Origin of the sequence: Streptomyces sp. NPDC055243 (genome assembly GCF_044544025.1) — a bacterium.
In the GTDB taxonomy this organism is placed as follows: Bacteria; Actinomycetota; Actinomycetes; order Streptomycetales; family Streptomycetaceae; genus Streptomyces.
Genome location: NZ_JBITWR010000018.1, coordinates 58229 through 73341 on the forward strand (window position 1 = coordinate 58229; position 15113 = coordinate 73341).

The window sequence follows — 15113 nt, forward strand, 5'->3', positions numbered from 1 at the left end:
GTCGCGGACCGTGGCTGTCCGCGACGCCGGGCACAATCGGCCCCATGCTGGAGACCTCCGCACGACTGCTCCGCCTGCTCTCGCTGCTGCAGGCCCACCGCGACTGGTCGGGCGCCGACCTCGCCGACCGGCTCGGCGTCACCCCGCGCACCGTGCGGCGTGACGTGGACCGGCTGCGCGAGCTCGGCTACCCCGTCAACGCGAGCCCCGGCACGGGCGGCGGCTACCAGCTGGGCGCGGGCGCGGAGCTGCCGCCGCTGCTCCTGGACGACGACGAGGCGGTCGCGGTGGCCGTCGGCCTGCGCACCGCCGCCGGGCAGGGCATCGAGGGCATCGGTGAGACCTCCGTACGCGCCCTGGCCAAGCTGGAGCAGGTCCTGCCGAGCAGGCTGCGGCGCCGGGTCGGCGCGCTCACCGCGTTCACCGTGCCGATGCTCAGGACCCCGCAGCGGCAGGCCGTCGACCCCTCGGTCCTGACCGAACTCGCCCACGCCTGCCGGGACTCCGAGCGGCTGCGCTTCGACTACCGCGACCACCAGGGCAGTTCGACCCGCCGCACGGTCGAACCGCACCGCATCGTCTGCACCGAGCGCCGCTGGTACCTGGTCGCCTGGGACGTCGAGCGCGAGGACTGGCGCACCTTCCGCGCGGACCGCATCACCCCGAGGCCGCCGCACGGCCCCCGCTTCGGTCCGCGCGCCGCGCCCGCCGAGGACCTGGCCGCGTACGTCGCCAGGGGCGTCTCCACGCGCGCGTACGCCGCCCAGGCGGTGTTCCGGCTCCTGGTGCCCCTGGAGGAGGCGGCCCAGCGGGTCTCCCCGTCCGACGGCACGCTGGAGGCCGAGACCGAGAGCAGCTGCCTGTTGCGCACGGGTGCCACGAGCCTGGACGTCCTGGTGATCCACGTGCTGATGATGGGCTTCGAGTTCGAGGTCGTCGAACCGGCCGGCCTCACCGAGCGGCTCAGCTCGGCGAGGGGCCTCCTGAGCCGGGCCCTGGACCGGGGTGCTCGGTCTGCGGGTCCGGGTACTGCGCCTGGGGCGGATGGAACGCCGCGAACTCCGGATGGTGCAGATCGAAGGCCGGGGACTCCGAGCGGATCCGGGGCAGCGTGACGAAGTTGTGGCGCGGCGCCGGGCAGGCGGTGGCCCACTCCAGGGAGCGGCCGAAGCCCCAGGGGTCGTCGAGGTCGACCTTCTTGCCGTACTTGGCGGTCTTCCAGACGTTGTAGAGGAACGGCAGCGTGGAGAGGCCGAGCAGGAACGCGCCGATGGACGAGACGGTGTTGAGCGCCGTGAAGCCGTCCGCCGCCAGATAGTCCGCGTAACGCCGGGGCATGCCCTCCGCGCCCAGCCAGTGCTGGACGAGGAACGTCACGTGGAAGCCGACGAAGAGCGTCCAGAAGTGGATCTTGCCGAGCCTCTCGTCGAGCATCTTCCCGGTGAGCTTCGGCCACCAGAAGTAGAAGCCGCCGAAGGTCGCGAAGACGACGGTGCCGAACACCACGTAGTGGAAGTGCGCGACGACGAAGTACGAGTCGGTGACGTGGAAGTCCAGCGGTGGCGAGGCCAGGATGACGCCGGTGAGCCCGCCGAACAGGAAGCTCACCAGGAAGCCGACGGCCCACAGCATCGGTGTCTCGAACGACAGCGAGCCCTTGAGCATCGTCCCCGTCCAGTTGAAGAACTTCACGCCCGTGGGGACCGCGATGAGGAAGGACATGAAGGAGAAGAAGGGCAGGAGCACCGCGCCCGTCGCGAACATGTGGTGCGCCCACACGACGACCGAGAGCCCGGTGATGGCCATCGTCGCGCCGATCAGGGGCAGATAGCCGAAGATCGGCTTCCTGCTGAACACCGGGATGATCTCGGAGATGATCCCGAAGAACGGCAGCGCGATGATGTAGACCTCCGGATGCCCGAAGAACCAGAAGAGGTGCTGCCACAGCAGCGCGCCTCCGTTCTCCGAGGCGAAGACCATGGAGTGGAAGCGCCGGTCGGCCTCCAGGACGAGCAGCGCGGCGGCGAGCACGGGGAACGCGAGCAGGACCAGGATCGAGGTGAACAGGACGTTCCAGGTGAAGACGGGCATCCGGAACATCGTCATCCCCGGTGCCCGCATCCCGATGATGGTCGTCAGGAAGTTCACCGAGCCCAGGATCGTGCCGAACCCGGAGAGCGCGAGCCCCATGATCCACAGGTCGGCGCCGATCCCCGGCGACCGCTCCAGGCTGTTGAGCGGCGCGTAGGCGAACCAGCCGAACGCGGCGGGGCCGCCGGGCACCAGGAACGAGCCGAGCACCATCAGGCCGCCGAAGAGGAACAGCCAGTACGACAGCATGTTGAGCCGCGGGAAGGCGACGTCGGGCGCGCCGATCTGCAGCGGCATGATCTCGTTGGCGAAGCCGGCGAAGGTCGGCGTCGCGAAGAGCAGCAGCATGATCGTGCCGTGCATGGTGAACATCTGGTTGAACTCGTCGTTCGTCATCAGCTGCAAGCCGGGACGGGCGAGTTCGGCCCGCATCATCAGGGCCATCAGGCCCGCGGCGAGGAAGAACACGAAGGACGTGATCAGGTACAGGTGGCCGATCTTCTTGTGGTCGGTGGTGGTCAGCCAGTCCACGAGGACCCGGCCCGAACTCTTGTGCCGGACCGGTGGTGCGGCCTCGGTCGCGGTCTCAGTCCCCATCGCTCGCCCCTTCGCCGTCGCGCCGCTGGGCCTGCCTGAAGCACCCGCCATGATGCTCGCGTCCCACCCGGCTCCGACAGGGGGCGTACGAGACCGCTGTGCTGGAACCTTGAATTCCCTATGCGGCGTCACATCCCCCGGAGCGTCCGGGATTCGGGAATTGGGTGGGGTGTGTAAAGGCGCCTCGTCCACTTTTCGGCCGTGCTAATACGGTCGTTTCTGGGCGCGGTGGGGAACCCCGCGGGAAATCCGGGAATCACGTCGGAACAACTCCGGAACCGCCCGTACGTGTGACGGAGTTAAGGCGAAACGCCGGTCGTGATGCTGTGACAAAAGCGTGACCGGAGGGGGACCGGTGACGCATGGTGTCCGGCTACGGCCTTCCCCGGCCGGGCCGCGCCGCCTAACGTGGCGGCCATGGCACCTATTCCGACCCCTCCCGCCCAACCCCAGGAACCCCAGGACAGCATCGACGCCTACGTGGGCCTCGCGGCCGACGGCGCCGAGCAGCAGGCCCGCGAGCGCGGCTGGTCCACGGTCAGGTCGTTGCCGCCGGGCGCGATCATCACCATGGAGTACCTCGCGGGGCGGCTCAACTTCGAGGTCAAGGAAGGCGTCGTGATCCGCTGCTGGAAGGGCTGACCGCGCCCCCGGCGACCCACGACGACCCGTGACGGCGTGCGGCGAGGCAGCACGCGGCACGGCGAAAGGCCCCGGTTCCTGGACGGAACCGGGGCCTTCGCGATGCGGGGGATGGGTTGTGCGTACCGACCCCCGCTGTCCGGGGCTAGCCGCCCGCCACCGGGCGGGGCGACGTGGCGGCGCGTGAGGCGCGCTCGGAGTGCGGCGGGCGGCGGCTGCCCGCCGGGGTGACCGGGCTGCGCTCGGAGCGCGGTGTGTGCGGGCCCGGCGCGAGGTAGGCCGGGGCGCGGGAGGGGCGTGAGGCGCCGACCGGCTCGCGGACCTGGGGCTCGTCGGCCGGTGCGGCTGCGGGCCGTGGCAGCGTCGCCGGGACCGGGGCGACCGGGGCCGGGAGGCCGGCGCCGGCGCGGCGCTCGCGCCAGAGGTCCCGCAGGCTGAAGATCCAGCCCTCGACCCGGGTGAGCAGCGGCTCCACCCAGGGCAGCGCGAGCAGGACGAGCAGACCCGCGGCCCAGCCGAGGAAGACGTCGCTCAGCCAGTGCGTGCCCAGGTACACGGTGGTCAGGCCGACGCTGAGGGAGACCACCGCCGAGAGCGCCGAGAGATAGCGGCGGGTGCGCGGGGTGGAGGCCATGTAGGCCAGGATTCCCCAGGTCACCACGGCGTTGGCGGTGTGACCGGAGGGGAATATATCGCCGCCGAGCCACATCTCGTTGGCGCCGATCGTGGTGGCGTAGTGCGGGCCGAGGCGGCCCATGCCGATCTTGGCGGCGCCGACCGTGACGTTCAGGAGCAGCAGGGCCGCGCCGAACGTCAGGAGCGGGCGGATCGTGTGCTGACGCCAGGAGCGCCAGCCCAGCCAGGCCGCGACCATCACCGCGGTCGGACCGCGCTGGCCGAGGACCACCCAGTAGTCGAGGAAGGCGTGGATCTCGGGCCACTGCTGGTAGGGCCGGAAGAACATGACCTGCCAGTCGAACCGCACCAGCCACGAGGTGGCAAGGACGGCGACCACGATGGCGAGGTAGAAGGCGAGGGTCGCGCTGAAGAGCACGATCCGGTGCCTGCTCATCCTCGGCACATCGAGGCCGGCCGGTCGTTCCGGCTCACGGTCAAGACGGGCGAAGACCCGGTCCAGACGGGTGAGGTTTCGTTCGGTACGCACCCAATCGACGTTACAGCGAGTGAGTGCACGACTAGGCCGAATCAGTGGCTTTGTGATGACGATGTGATGTGGCATTGATCTCAGGCGGGGGTTTATTCCGGCGGCCCCGCTATTCCGCGACGAGCCCCTTACTGAATTGGTTGATCATTAGTGCGACCGTTTTATGGCGCTTATGAATTCGTTCACCGGGGTCTGGTGTGGAATTTGCCCGGCGCTCACCGCGGGACCCGGAAATGATCATGGCGGACCCGAGCCGTTCAGCCAGAACGCCCCGTACACCGCGCTCGCCGCCGCCACACCCCCCAGGACCAGCGCCGACCTGGACGTACGCAGCCCGGCGAGCCCCACCGCGAGGGGCAGGAGCAGCGGGAAGGCGGGCAGCAGGAGGCGCGGCTTCGAGCCGAAATAGCCCGCCGCGCACAGGGCGAGCGCCACGACGATCCCGCAGTAGACGAGCAGCGGCAGCGGCTGCCTCTGCCGTACGCCGATGACGTACAGCCAGACCACCAGGGCGACCCCGACGATCAGGCCGACGCCCGCGAGGGCCGCGGGGAAGGCGGTGAACTTGTCGCCGACGAAGCGGGCGAAGGCGTAGCCGAAGTCGAAGCCGTTGCCCCACCCGGCCTGGACGTCGAGATAGCCGAGGAGGCCGTCCCCGGTGCGGTGGCCGACCCACAGGACATAGCCCGCGGCGCCGAGCGGTGCCAGGAGCACGCCGAGGACCATGCGCCGGTCGGCGCCGCGCTCCCGGCGCACCTGGACCGCCGCCGTCACCCACAGTGCCGCGACGACCGCGGCGCCCACGGGACGGGTCAGGCCCGCGAAGGAGGCCAGCACGCCCGCCCACACCCAGCGTCCGGTGAGCACCGCGTACAGCGACCAGGCCGCGAGCGCCGTGAAGAGCGACTCGCTGTACGCCATCGACTGCACGATCCCCACGGGCAGGACCGCCCAGAGGGCGACCGCGCAGATCCCGGCACGTCGCCCGTAGAGGTGATCGGCGATCGCGAAGATCCCCGCGGCGGCGCAGAGCGAGGCGAGCCAGCTCACCACCAGTCCTGCGTCGGCGTACGACAAGGGGGTGATCGCCGAGACGAGGCGTTCCAGCCAGGGCAGCAGCGGGAAGAACGCGAGGTTCGAGTGGACGCTGCCGTCCGGGAGCGTCACCTCCCAGCCGTAGCCGTGCTCGGCGACGCGGGTGTACCAGAGCGAGTCCCAGCGGGCGGTGAGCAGCGTGTGCGGGCTCTTGCCCGCCGCCGCGCTCCAGGCCGCGAGCACCGCGACCCCCAGGGCGCGCACCCCGGCGTAGGCGAGGAGCGCGGGCGCCGCGCGGCGCAGGGCGGCGCCCGCACGGGCTCCGTACGAGGGCGGCGGGCGTTGATCCAGGTCGGTCACGGGGTCGATTATCGGCGTCGGCGGGAACCGGCCCCCCGCCCGGGGGCGTGGTCCATGGGTGGGCAGCGTGGCGTACGCCACACCCTCTCCGCTCAACCATGAGAGGTCCGCCACGCGCCACAGCCGTGAACTCGCGTACTCTGACGGCTCACTCGCCTTTCGCCGCCGCCAGCTGGGAGATCACGTCCCGCGGGGCCGCCGATGCGAGGGACCACTGGGAGGTATCGCACATGTCGGGTTCAACCACGGCCACCGCTCCTTCCGGCCGTCGGGTACCCGGGTCGCAGGGTGGCGCCAACCGCTGGCTGGTGCTCGTCGTTCTCTGTGTAAGCCTGTTGCTCGTCGCCGTCGACGCCACCGTTCTGCACGTCGCGGTGCCCGCCGTCACGGAAGACCTCAAGCCCGGCGGCATCGAGCTGCTGTGGATCGTGGACGTCTATCCACTGGTCTGCGCCTCGCTGCTCATCCTCTTCGGCACCCTCGGTGACCGGGTCGGCCGCAGACGCGTGCTGCTGCTCGGTTACGCCCTCTTCGGCGTGGCCTCGGCCGTGGCGGCCATGGCCGACAACGCCCAGGTCCTGATCGCGGCCCGCGCCCTGCTCGGCGTCGGCGGCGCGATGATCATGCCCGCGACCCTCTCGATCCTCCGCCAGGTCTTCCCCGACCGGCGTGAGCGCGCCGTCGCCATCGGCGTGTGGAGCGCGGTGGCCGGAATCGGCGCGGCGGGCGGACCGCTGCTCGGCGGCTTCCTCCTGGAGCACTTCTGGTGGGGCTCGGTCTTCCTGATAAACATCCCGCTGATGCTGGTCAGCCTGCCCATCGGGCGGCTGCTCCTTCCCGAGTCGACGGGTGACCGCGACGGCCCGTGGGACGTGGTCGGCGCGCTGATGGCCGCGGGCGGCCTCTTCGGCCTCGTGTTCGCGGTGAAGCGGGCCGGTGGCGGAGAGTCGCCGTTCGGCATGACGACCCTCCTCTCCTTCTTCATCGGCGGGGCCCTCCTGATCGGCTTCGTCCGCAGGCAGCGGCGGCGCAAGCACCCGCTCATCGATCTGTCGATGTTCGCGCGGCCCGCGTTCAGCACCTCGCTGGGCTGCATCGTGCTCGCGATGCTCGCCCTGGTGGGCCTCGAACTGGTCGCCGCGCAGTATCTCCAGCTGGTGCTCGGCCTCTCCCCGCTGGAGACCGGCATGCGGCTCGTGCCGCTCACCGTCGCCGCGATGGTGGCAGGCCTCGCCGGATCGAAGTTCCTGCACCGCTTCGGCCCGCGGGTGATGGTCGCCTCCGGCTTCACCCTGACCGCGGTGGCCGTGGTGGTGCTCACCGGGATGGGCGACCAGCTCAACGACCCGTTGATGATCACCAGCTTCGTGCTGCTCGGCCTCGGTCTGCAGACCACCCTCTTCGGCTCGTACGAGTCGATGCTCAGCGAGGCGCCGCAGTCGCAGGCGGGCGGCGCCGCCGCGATCGGCGAGACCTCCTACCAGCTGGGCGCGGGCATCGGCATCGCGCTGCTGGGCAGCGTCATGAACGCGGCGTACGCGCCGGGCCTCTCGTCCGTGCGGGGCGTTCCCGCCAAAGAGAGCGCCGCCGCAAGCCACTCGCTGGGCGAGGCGTACGAAGTCGCTTCCGGCCTCGGTGGCGCTGCGGGCGCGGCGTTGCGCAGCGCCGCGCGGGAGTCCTTCGTGCACGGGCTGCACGTGACCTTGCTGGTCAGCGCGGGGCTGCTGCTGCTCGGTGCGCTGATGGCGCTGAAGCTGCCGCGGACCATGGAATGCGGGGCGCCCGCGGCGCTGCCTGAGCAGGGGGCTTGCGAGCAGGGGGTACCGGCACCCCGTGGCGAGGCCGGAGTTCCCGCGGAGTCCGTCCGCTGACGTGATTCCGGCCTTCGGCCGGGGAATTCTCCCACCCGCCCGCCCTTGTTCCTGCGCGACCCCGCGTCGTAACGTCAGCGCGAGCCGTAGTAACTACCACTGCTAGTTTTTGCGCCGCCGGAGGCCCGAGATGTCCGCACGCAGCCGTACGCCCCTGCCGCCCTTCGACCCCACCGACCCCCTCGGCATCGACGACCTCCTGGAGCCGGAGGACCTCGCGATCCGCGAGACCGTCCGCGGCTGGGCCGCCGACCGCGTCCTGCCGCACATCGCCGACTGGTACGAGAAGGGCGAACTGCCCGGCATCCGCGATCTCGCCCGCGAGCTCGGCTCGATCGGCGCGCTCGGCATGTCCCTGGAGGGCTACGGCTGCGCCGGCGCCAGCTCCGTCCAGTACGGCCTGGCCTGTCTGGAGCTGGAGGCCGCCGACTCCGGCATCCGCTCGCTCGTCTCCGTGCAGGGCTCCCTGGCCATGTACGCCATCCACCGCTTCGGCTCCGAGGAGCAGAAGCAGCGCTGGCTGCCCGGCATGGCCGCGGGCGAGATCATCGGCTGCTTCGGCCTGACCGAGCCCGACCACGGCTCCGACCCGGCCTCCATGCGCACCTTCGCGAAGAAGGACGGCACCGACTGGGTGCTCACCGGACGCAAGATGTGGATCACCAATGGTTCGGTGGCCGGTGTCGCCGTGGTCTGGGCGCACACCGACGACGGGATCAGGGGCTTCGTCGTCCCCACCGAAACGCCCGGCTTCTCGGCCCCCGAGATCAAGCACAAGTGGTCGCTGCGCGCGAGCGTCACCAGTGAGCTGGTCCTCGACGAGGTGCGGCTGCCGGCCGACGCGGTGCTTCCCGAGGTCACCGGGCTCAAGGGCCCCCTGAGCTGTCTCTCCCACGCGCGCTACGGCATCGTCTGGGGAGCCATGGGCGCCGCCCGCTCCTCCTTCGAGGCCGCCGTCGAGTACTCCAAGACCCGCGAGCAGTTCGGCAGGCCCATCGGCGGCTTCCAGCTCACCCAGGCCAAGCTCGCCGACATGGCGGTCGAGCTGCACAAGGGCATCCTGCTCGCCCACCACCTCGGCCGGCGTCTCGACGCGGGCAGGCTCCGCCCCGAACAGGTCAGCTTCGGCAAGCTCAACAACGTACGAGAAGCGATCGAGATCTGCCGCACGTCCCGGACGATCCTGGGCGCGAACGGGATCTCGCTTGAGTACCCCGTGATGCGGCACGCCACGAACCTCGAGTCGGTGCTCACCTATGAGGGCACCGTCGAGATGCATCAACTCGTGTTGGGCAAGGCGCTCACCGGCCTCGACGCCTTCCGGTGAGCGGCCTCGCCCGCTAGCTCTGGTTGAAGAAGCCGTCCGACGGACGGCTCGTGGCCTCCCCGTTGACAATCTGCGTGTTGGCGGGGGTGAGCAGGAAGACCCGCGTCGCCACGCGCTCGATGGAGCCACGCAGACCGAAGGTCAGGCCCGCCGCGAAGTCCACGACGCGCTTGGCGTCGCCGGGCTCCATCGACGTGAGGTTGATGATGACCGGGACACCGTCCCGGAAGAGCTCGCCGATGCCGCGCGCGTCCCGGAAGCTGTCCGGGGTCACGGTCCCGATGCGGCGCCCTTCCTCTTCGGCGGCCTCGGCCACCACCCGCACCCGCGGGTCGGTCACCCAGGCATCGCCGGGCCCCTCGGCTCCGTCGTCGTCGTAGCCGTCGTAGTAACGCTCGTCATTGTTGTTGTCGTCGACGAGGCCAAGCCAGGCACTCGCCTTGCGTACCGATCCCATGGACGCCTCCTCTCACAGCGGGCTTTCTGCGTTCCGCATCCCCATGTTCGTCCATGATGCGGATAGTGCGCCAAGTGGATAGTCGCCGCGCGGGGTTTTCGTGACGGTACTGGTGCAGAGTCAACACGGTGTTTCACGTGGTTCCCCAAGGGTCCTGCTGTGTACGGCTGCTGACAGTGAGTGAAATATGATTCTTCACGGCGTATGGGTGACGACCGGTGCGTCCGGGTGAACGGACCCCTCGATACGATGCCCCAGTTGATCGAAAACAGGCTCACGGGGGAGTCGCATGTTCGGAATCGTCAGGCCCTGCACCCATCGTCTGGGCGAGGGGCTGAAGGCGCAGTGGATGGCGCACCTGTGCGGCCTCTGCCTCGCGCTGCGCGGTGATCACGGGCAGTTCGCCCGGGTCGTGACCAACTACGACGGCCTGATCATCTCGGTTCTGACGGAGGCTCAGGCCGCCAAGTCGCCCGGCCGGCGGCGCACCGCGGGGCCCTGTCCGCTGCGCGGCATGCGCACCGCGTCCGTCGCGCAGGGCGAGGGGGCGCGGCTCGCCGCCGCCGTCTCGCTGGTGCTCGCGTCGGCGAAGGTGCGCGACCACGTGGTCGACGGGGACGGCTTCTTGGCGCGCAGGCCGGTGGCGGCCGCCGCCCGGAAGGTCGCACGGAGCTGGGACCGGGCGGGCGCGCGCACCGGCGCCGATGTGGGCTTCGACACGGCGGTCCTGCTCGACGCCGTCGAACGGCAGGTCGGCATCGAGGGCTTGGCGGGCCCCGGCACGCCCCTGCTCGCGGTCACCGAGCCGACCGAGACCGCGACCGCCGCGGCCTTCGCGCACACCGCCGTCATCGCGGGCAGGCCCGGCAACGCCGAGCCGCTCGCCGAGGCCGGGCGGCTTTTCGGCAGGCTCGCGCATCTCCTGGATGCCGTGGAGGACAAGGAAGCTGACGCCGCGTCGGGTGCCTGGAACCCGCTGACGGCCACGGGCACCGGCCTCGCCGAGGCCCGGCGCCTGGCCGACGACGCGCTGCACGGCATCCGCCTCGCGCTGCGCGAGGTCGAATTCACCGACGGCAAGCTCGCCCACATGCTGCTCGCGCACGAGCTGGGGCGCTCGGTGGACCGCGCCTTCGGTACCGACGCCTGCGGGCACACCCACGAGGTGACGGCTCATCAGGGCGGCACCTTCGGACCGCCCCCGGAGCAGGGCGGACCGTACGGACCTCCCTCCAGCGGTCCGTACGGCCCGCAGTCCCCGTACGGGGGTGGCAATCCGTACGGAGGCGGGGTGCCCGGCGGTCCCGGTGGACCTGGGGGCGGCGGGCCCGGGTTCGAGCCGCAGCCGCCGCCGAAGCCGGGCAAGCGGGGGTTCTGGGCGGGGTGCGCGGTCGCCATCGGGCTCTGCTGCACCTGCAAGCTGTGCTGCGCCGATTCGTACGAGGGCCCCTGGTCCCGCAAGAAGCGCGAGGGCTGCTGCAACAACTGCGGCGACAGCGGGTGCTGCGGCTGTTGCGAGTGCTGCCAGTGCTGCGACTGCGGGCTCTAGGCTCCGCCCTGAGCGTCCGTCAGTCCTTGATCTCCGGGGGTGAGATCCGGGACTCGTCGATCGCCGAGTCCCGGGTGCCCCACTTCTTCAGGATGCGGTCGTACGTCCCGTCCTCGATCAGGTGGTTCACCGCCGCCCGGAAGGCGGGCGCCAGCTTCGTGCCCTTCTTGAAGGCGAAGCCGACGTCGAGACGGTGGTACTCGCCGAGGAACTTCAGGCCCTCCTGGTGGTCGACCGCGTAGCGCAGACCGTTGATGGTCGACATCACCACATCGGTGCGGCCCTGCTGGAGCGAGCCCCAGATCGCGCCCTGCTCGGCGTACGTCTTGACGCTGTACGGCTTCTTGCCCGCGTCCTCGCACACGTGCTTGTTGTCCTCCAGGGTGACCTCGAAGGTGGTGCCCGCGCCGGTCGCCACGTTCAGGCCGCACAGCTGCCGGAAGTCGGTGACCTTCTTCAGCTCGCTGTCCTCGCGGACGGCGAAGCCCTGGCCGTCGTTGATGTACGTGACGAAGTCGATGGTCTTGCGCCGCTCCTCGGTCACGCCGAAGTTTCCGGTGCCCAGGTCGTACTTACCGCTGTCCAGCGCCGGCAGGATCGCCTCGAAGCTCGCCGCCTCGCGCTTCAGCTTCAGGCCCAGCGCCTTGGCGACGGCTTCCGCGAAGTCGGCGTCCTGGCCGACGATCGTCTTCCCGTCCTCCAGATAGGTGTTGCCGGGTGGGCTGCCGCCGACGGCGGTCGCGAGAGCGAGGGTGCCCCGCTCGCGTACGTCCGCCGGCAGGAGTTCGGCTGCCGCCGCGTTCTTCTCGACGGAGGAGACCACGTCCTGGGTGGGGATCTTGTCGCTCTTGCCCGCGGGCGCCGCGCCGCCCGTGGTGTCGGCGGAGCCGCCGGAGCCGCAGGCGGTGAGCGTCAGGGTGGCGGCGGTGATCAGGGCGAAGGCCGCCGGGATGCGACGGGAGTGCGACACGCTGCGGGAGTGCGGGGCGCGGCGGGAATGCGGGTACGTGCTCATGGCGTGACGTTCTCCATCAGGCAGCAGGGCAGGGCGAAGCGGACGTACGAGGGAGGGGTGCCGTCGCGCAGAGCGGTGCGATGGCGGAGTACGCGTGTGAAGGCGAGGTCAACGGCGCGCGGGCGCACGGGAGATGCGAGGCGGGAGAGACCCGGGAGAAGAAGGGCTCAACGCGCAGGGGGGCGGCTCAGAGAGTCGTCGAACACGACGCCGACCACACTCGACCGAAGTCGATGTGGGAGCGCGTGACCAGCCACTGCTGCGGATGCATGGGGCAAGTGGAGCAGGCATCCGTTTCCGCGTCAACTGCCGTGAGACGTAACGCTCATATCCTGGACAGCCTTGACAGCGGGCCGAAAGCGCCCCGTACTCTCAAGGCGGATCGTTGCTGAGGGGCTCGGTCCGTGTGAAGGCACCACCCGTATCCACGGAGCCTTCGCCATGTCTTCCGACACGCTCGCCAAAGCCGCACCCGCCCCTCCCCAGGACCCGCCCCCCGATGTCCCGCGCATCGTGCCGCAGCGTCGCGCCGGGCAGTGGGTGGCCGCCGCGGCGGTCCTGGTCCTCCTCGCCATCGCCGTCAACTCCGTCGTCCGCAACGACGCGTTCCAGTGGGACGTGGTCGGCGACTACTTCACCTCCGCGTCCGTGCTGCGCGGCCTGTGGCTCACGCTCTGGCTGACCGCCGTCGTCATGGTGCTCGGCTTCGCGCTCGGCGCGGTGCTCGCCCTGGGGCGGCTCTCGTCCAACCCCGTGCTGCGCGCGGTCAGTTGGGGCTACGTCTGGCTCTTCAGGTCGATGCCGATCCTGGTGCAGCTGCTGTTCTGGTTCAACATCGGGGCGCTGTACCCGTACCTCTTCGGCGTGAAGACGGTGAACCTCCTCGGGCCCATCACCATCGCCGTCATCGGGCTCACCCTGCACGAGGCCGCGTACGCCGCCGAGGTGGTGCGCGGCGGCATCCTCTCCGTCGACCGCGGGCAGATCGAGGCCGCGCAGGCGCTCGGCCTCAGCCGGTGGCGCAGATGGCGGCGGATCGTCCTGCCGCAGGCCATGCGCTCCATCGTGCCGCCCGCCGGGAACATGCTGATCGGCACGCTCAAGGGCACGTCGATCGTCAGCGTGATCGCGGTGCAGGACCTCCTCTACTCCGTGCAGCTCGTCTACCACCGCACCTACCAGGTCATCCCGCTGCTCCTGGTCGCCACCATCTGGTATGTCGTGATCACCTCGCTGCTCAGTGTCGGCCAGTACTACGTGGAGCGGCACTACGCGCGCGGTTCGGAGCGCACCCGATGAGCGTGACGGAGCGCAAGCCGGCCAGTGACATCGCCAAGGACGACTTCGGCGCGCTGAAGGTCGTCCCGGTGCGCCATCCCTGGCGCTGGGCCGCCGTCGTCGCGACGGCCGTCCTCGTGGCCCAGTTCGCGCACGGCCTGGCCACCAACTCCGGCTGGGAATGGGAGGTGTTCGCCGAGTTCTTCACCGCCGACGTGATCCTCAAGGCGGTCTGGGTCACCCTCCAGCTCACCTTCTACGGCACGGCGCTCGGCTTCGCGCTCGGTGTCGTGATCGCCTTCATGCGGCTCTCGGCGAGCCCCTTCCTGCGGGCGGTCGCCTTCGCCTACATCTGGGCGTTCCGTTCGATCCCGCTCATCGTGCAGCTGCTGTTCTGGTTCAATCTCGCCTATCTCTACAAGGAGTTGCAGTTCGGCATCCCGTTCGGGCCCGGCTTCCTCACCTTCGACACGATGGGGCTCGTCGGCGCGATGAGCGCGGCGGTCCTCGGGCTCGCCCTGCACCAGGCCGCGTACGCCGCCGAGATCGTGCGCGCGGGCGTACTGAGCGTCGACAGCGGCCAGTTGGAGGCCGCGGCGGCGCTCGGCATCCCCCGGCTGCGGCAGATCCGCCGCATCGTCCTGCCGCAGGCGATGCGCTCGATCCTGCCCAACGCGGCCAACGAGATCATCTCCCTCTTCAAGGGCACATCGATCGTCTCCGTGATGGCGATCGGCGAGCTCTTCTACCAGGTGCAGGTCATCTACGGCCGCAACGGCCGCGTCGTGCCGCTCCTGATGGTCGCCACCGCCTGGTACGTCCTGCTCACCAGCGCCCTCTCCGTCCTCCAGCACTACGTCGAACGTCACTTCTCTAAGGGGGCATCGCGATGAGCGCGATGGTCGAACTCCGCGCCGTACACAAGTCCTTCGGACCCCTGGAGGTCCTGCGGGGCCTTGATCTGGAGGTGCGCAAGGGCGAGGTCACCGTCATCCTCGGGCCCTCCGGGTCCGGCAAGTCCACGCTCCTGCGTGCCATCAACCACCTGGAGAAGGTGGACAAGGGCTGGATCAGCGTCGACGGCGCGCTCGTCGGCTACCGGCGCTCCGGCGACAAGCTGTACGAGCTGCGCGAACGCGAGGTGCTCAAGCAGCGCACCCAGATCGGCTTCGTCTTCCAGAACTTCCATCTCTTCCCGCACCTGACCGTCCTGGAGAACGTCGTCGAGGCGCCCATCTCGGCCCTCAAGCGCCCGCGCAAGGAAGCCGTCGCCCAGGCCGGGGCCCTGCTCGCCCGGGTCGGGCTCGCCGACAAGGCGGACGCCTACCCCAAGCAGCTCTCCGGCGGTCAGCAGCAGCGCGTGGCCATCGCCCGCGCGCTCGCCCTGGAGCCGAAGCTGCTGCTCTTCGACGAGCCGACGTCGGCGCTCGACCCCGAGCTGGTCGGTGAAGTCCTCGACGTCATCAAGGACTTGGCGAGCCAGGGCACCACGATGATCGTCGTCACCCATGAGATCGGCTTCGCGCGCGAGGTGGCCGACACGGTCGTCTTCATGGACGAGGGGCTCATCGTCGAGCAGGGCGCGCCCGGCGACGTACTCGACCGGCCGCGGCACGACCGCACCCGCGCGTTCCTCTCCAAGGTCCTCTAGCCCTCTCTCATCCCGTCCCGCCCATTCCCGTCCGTTCCCGTCCGTCCCCGTCCAGTCCCCTCCAGTTCTCCAGGA

Annotated in this window: 12 protein-coding genes and 1 pseudogene; 8 read left to right on the forward strand and 5 right to left on the reverse strand. The window is 70.2% G+C overall.

Annotated elements, in window-relative coordinates; genetic code table 11:
- Positions 1-44: 44 nt before the first annotated feature.
- Positions 45-1115 carry a YafY family protein gene (locus ACIGXX_RS36665; RefSeq protein ID WP_351171289.1) on the forward strand — a complete coding sequence of 357 codons (1071 nt, stop codon included), beginning with the start codon at positions 45-47 and terminating at the stop codon, positions 1113-1115.
- Positions 1116-1161: 46 nt separating this feature from the next.
- Here the strand turns inward: ACIGXX_RS36665 and ctaD are convergent.
- Positions 1162-2739 (reverse strand): annotated as a pseudogene (gene ctaD / locus ACIGXX_RS36670) (cytochrome c oxidase subunit I); the annotation flags it as partial.
- 366 nt (positions 2740-3105) lie between these two features.
- Here ctaD and ACIGXX_RS36675 point away from each other — a divergent pair.
- Positions 3106-3330 carry an I78 family peptidase inhibitor gene (locus ACIGXX_RS36675; RefSeq protein ID WP_361469908.1) on the forward strand — a complete coding sequence of 75 codons (225 nt, stop codon included), beginning with the start codon at positions 3106-3108 and terminating at the stop codon, positions 3328-3330.
- 145 nt (positions 3331-3475) lie between these two features.
- Here the strand turns inward: ACIGXX_RS36675 and ACIGXX_RS36680 are convergent, their stop codons facing one another.
- Both ACIGXX_RS36680 and ACIGXX_RS36685 read right to left on the reverse strand, forming a co-directional pair.
- On the reverse strand, positions 3476-4495 hold the full coding sequence (locus ACIGXX_RS36680; protein ID WP_351171293.1) for a phosphatase PAP2 family protein: 1020 nt from the start codon (positions 4493-4495) through the stop codon (positions 3476-3478).
- A 237-nt stretch (positions 4496-4732) separates the two neighbouring features.
- Positions 4733-5890 carry a glycosyltransferase family 39 protein gene (locus ACIGXX_RS36685; RefSeq protein ID WP_399982385.1) on the reverse strand — a complete coding sequence of 386 codons (1158 nt, stop codon included), beginning with the start codon at positions 5888-5890 and terminating at the stop codon, positions 4733-4735.
- A 230-nt stretch (positions 5891-6120) separates the two neighbouring features.
- Between ACIGXX_RS36685 and ACIGXX_RS36690 the strand changes: the two genes are divergently transcribed.
- Positions 6121-7761 carry an MFS transporter gene (locus ACIGXX_RS36690; RefSeq protein WP_361469913.1) on the forward strand — a complete coding sequence of 547 codons (1641 nt, stop codon included), beginning with the start codon at positions 6121-6123 and terminating at the stop codon, positions 7759-7761.
- Between the two features lie 130 nt (positions 7762-7891).
- On the forward strand, positions 7892-9088 hold the full coding sequence (locus ACIGXX_RS36695; RefSeq protein ID WP_351171300.1) for an acyl-CoA dehydrogenase family protein: 1197 nt from the start codon (positions 7892-7894) through the stop codon (positions 9086-9088).
- 13 nt (positions 9089-9101) lie between these two features.
- Here ACIGXX_RS36695 and ACIGXX_RS36700 read toward each other — a convergent pair whose 3' ends face one another.
- On the reverse strand, positions 9102-9545 hold the full coding sequence (locus ACIGXX_RS36700; protein ID WP_249590824.1) for a cell division protein SepF: 444 nt from the start codon (positions 9543-9545) through the stop codon (positions 9102-9104).
- 289 nt (positions 9546-9834) lie between these two features.
- Here ACIGXX_RS36700 and ACIGXX_RS36705 point away from each other — a divergent pair, with 289 nt between their 5' ends.
- Positions 9835-11094, forward strand: coding sequence for a DUF5685 family protein (locus ACIGXX_RS36705; RefSeq protein WP_351171303.1), 1260 nt, complete (start codon positions 9835-9837; stop codon positions 11092-11094).
- 19 nt (positions 11095-11113) lie between these two features.
- On the opposite strand, the gene ACIGXX_RS36710 is transcribed toward ACIGXX_RS36705, so the two are convergent.
- Positions 11114-12109 carry a transporter substrate-binding domain-containing protein gene (locus ACIGXX_RS36710; RefSeq protein WP_361469917.1) on the reverse strand — a complete coding sequence of 332 codons (996 nt, stop codon included), beginning with the start codon at positions 12107-12109 and terminating at the stop codon, positions 11114-11116.
- A gap of 441 nt (positions 12110-12550) precedes the next feature.
- Between ACIGXX_RS36710 and ACIGXX_RS36715 the strand changes: the two genes are divergently transcribed.
- The 3 genes from ACIGXX_RS36715 to ACIGXX_RS36725 are packed head-to-tail and all read left to right on the forward strand — an operon-like array spanning position 12551 to position 15038.
- Positions 12551-13408, forward strand: a complete 858-nt coding sequence (locus ACIGXX_RS36715) for an amino acid ABC transporter permease (RefSeq protein ID WP_351171309.1) — start codon at positions 12551-12553, stop codon at positions 13406-13408.
- Complete coding sequence (locus ACIGXX_RS36720) at positions 13405-14280, forward strand: amino acid ABC transporter permease (RefSeq protein ID WP_351171312.1); 876 nt, start codon at positions 13405-13407, stop codon at positions 14278-14280. Before ACIGXX_RS36715 ends, ACIGXX_RS36720 begins: the two co-directional genes overlap by 4 nt.
- Positions 14277-15038 carry an amino acid ABC transporter ATP-binding protein gene (locus ACIGXX_RS36725; protein ID WP_351171315.1) on the forward strand — a complete coding sequence of 254 codons (762 nt, stop codon included), beginning with the start codon at positions 14277-14279 and terminating at the stop codon, positions 15036-15038. Before ACIGXX_RS36720 ends, ACIGXX_RS36725 begins: the two co-directional genes overlap by 4 nt.
- Positions 15039-15113 lie beyond the last annotated feature (75 nt).

Excerpts from the sequence above, each read along its gene's own strand:
- ACIGXX_RS36700 (WP_249590824.1), bottom strand. The coding sequence starts at position 9,545 with ATGGGATCGGTACGCAAGGCGAGTGCCTGGCTTGGCCTCGTCGACGAC.
- ACIGXX_RS36720 (WP_351171312.1), top strand. The coding sequence starts at position 13,405 with ATGAGCGTGACGGAGCGCAAGCCGGCCAGTGACATCGCCAAGGACGAC.
- ACIGXX_RS36705 (WP_351171303.1), top strand. The coding sequence starts at position 9,835 with ATGTTCGGAATCGTCAGGCCCTGCACCCATCGTCTGGGCGAGGGGCTG.
- ACIGXX_RS36665 (WP_351171289.1), top strand. The coding sequence starts at position 45 with ATGCTGGAGACCTCCGCACGACTGCTCCGCCTGCTCTCGCTGCTGCAG.
- ACIGXX_RS36710 (WP_361469917.1), bottom strand. The coding sequence starts at position 12,109 with ATGAGCACGTACCCGCATTCCCGCCGCGCCCCGCACTCCCGCAGCGTG.
- ACIGXX_RS36695 (WP_351171300.1), top strand. The coding sequence starts at position 7,892 with ATGTCCGCACGCAGCCGTACGCCCCTGCCGCCCTTCGACCCCACCGAC.
- ACIGXX_RS36715 (WP_351171309.1), top strand. The coding sequence starts at position 12,551 with ATGTCTTCCGACACGCTCGCCAAAGCCGCACCCGCCCCTCCCCAGGAC.
- ACIGXX_RS36725 (WP_351171315.1), top strand. The coding sequence starts at position 14,277 with ATGAGCGCGATGGTCGAACTCCGCGCCGTACACAAGTCCTTCGGACCC.
- ACIGXX_RS36690 (WP_361469913.1), top strand. The coding sequence starts at position 6,121 with ATGTCGGGTTCAACCACGGCCACCGCTCCTTCCGGCCGTCGGGTACCC.
- ACIGXX_RS36675 (WP_361469908.1), top strand. The coding sequence starts at position 3,106 with ATGGCACCTATTCCGACCCCTCCCGCCCAACCCCAGGAACCCCAGGAC.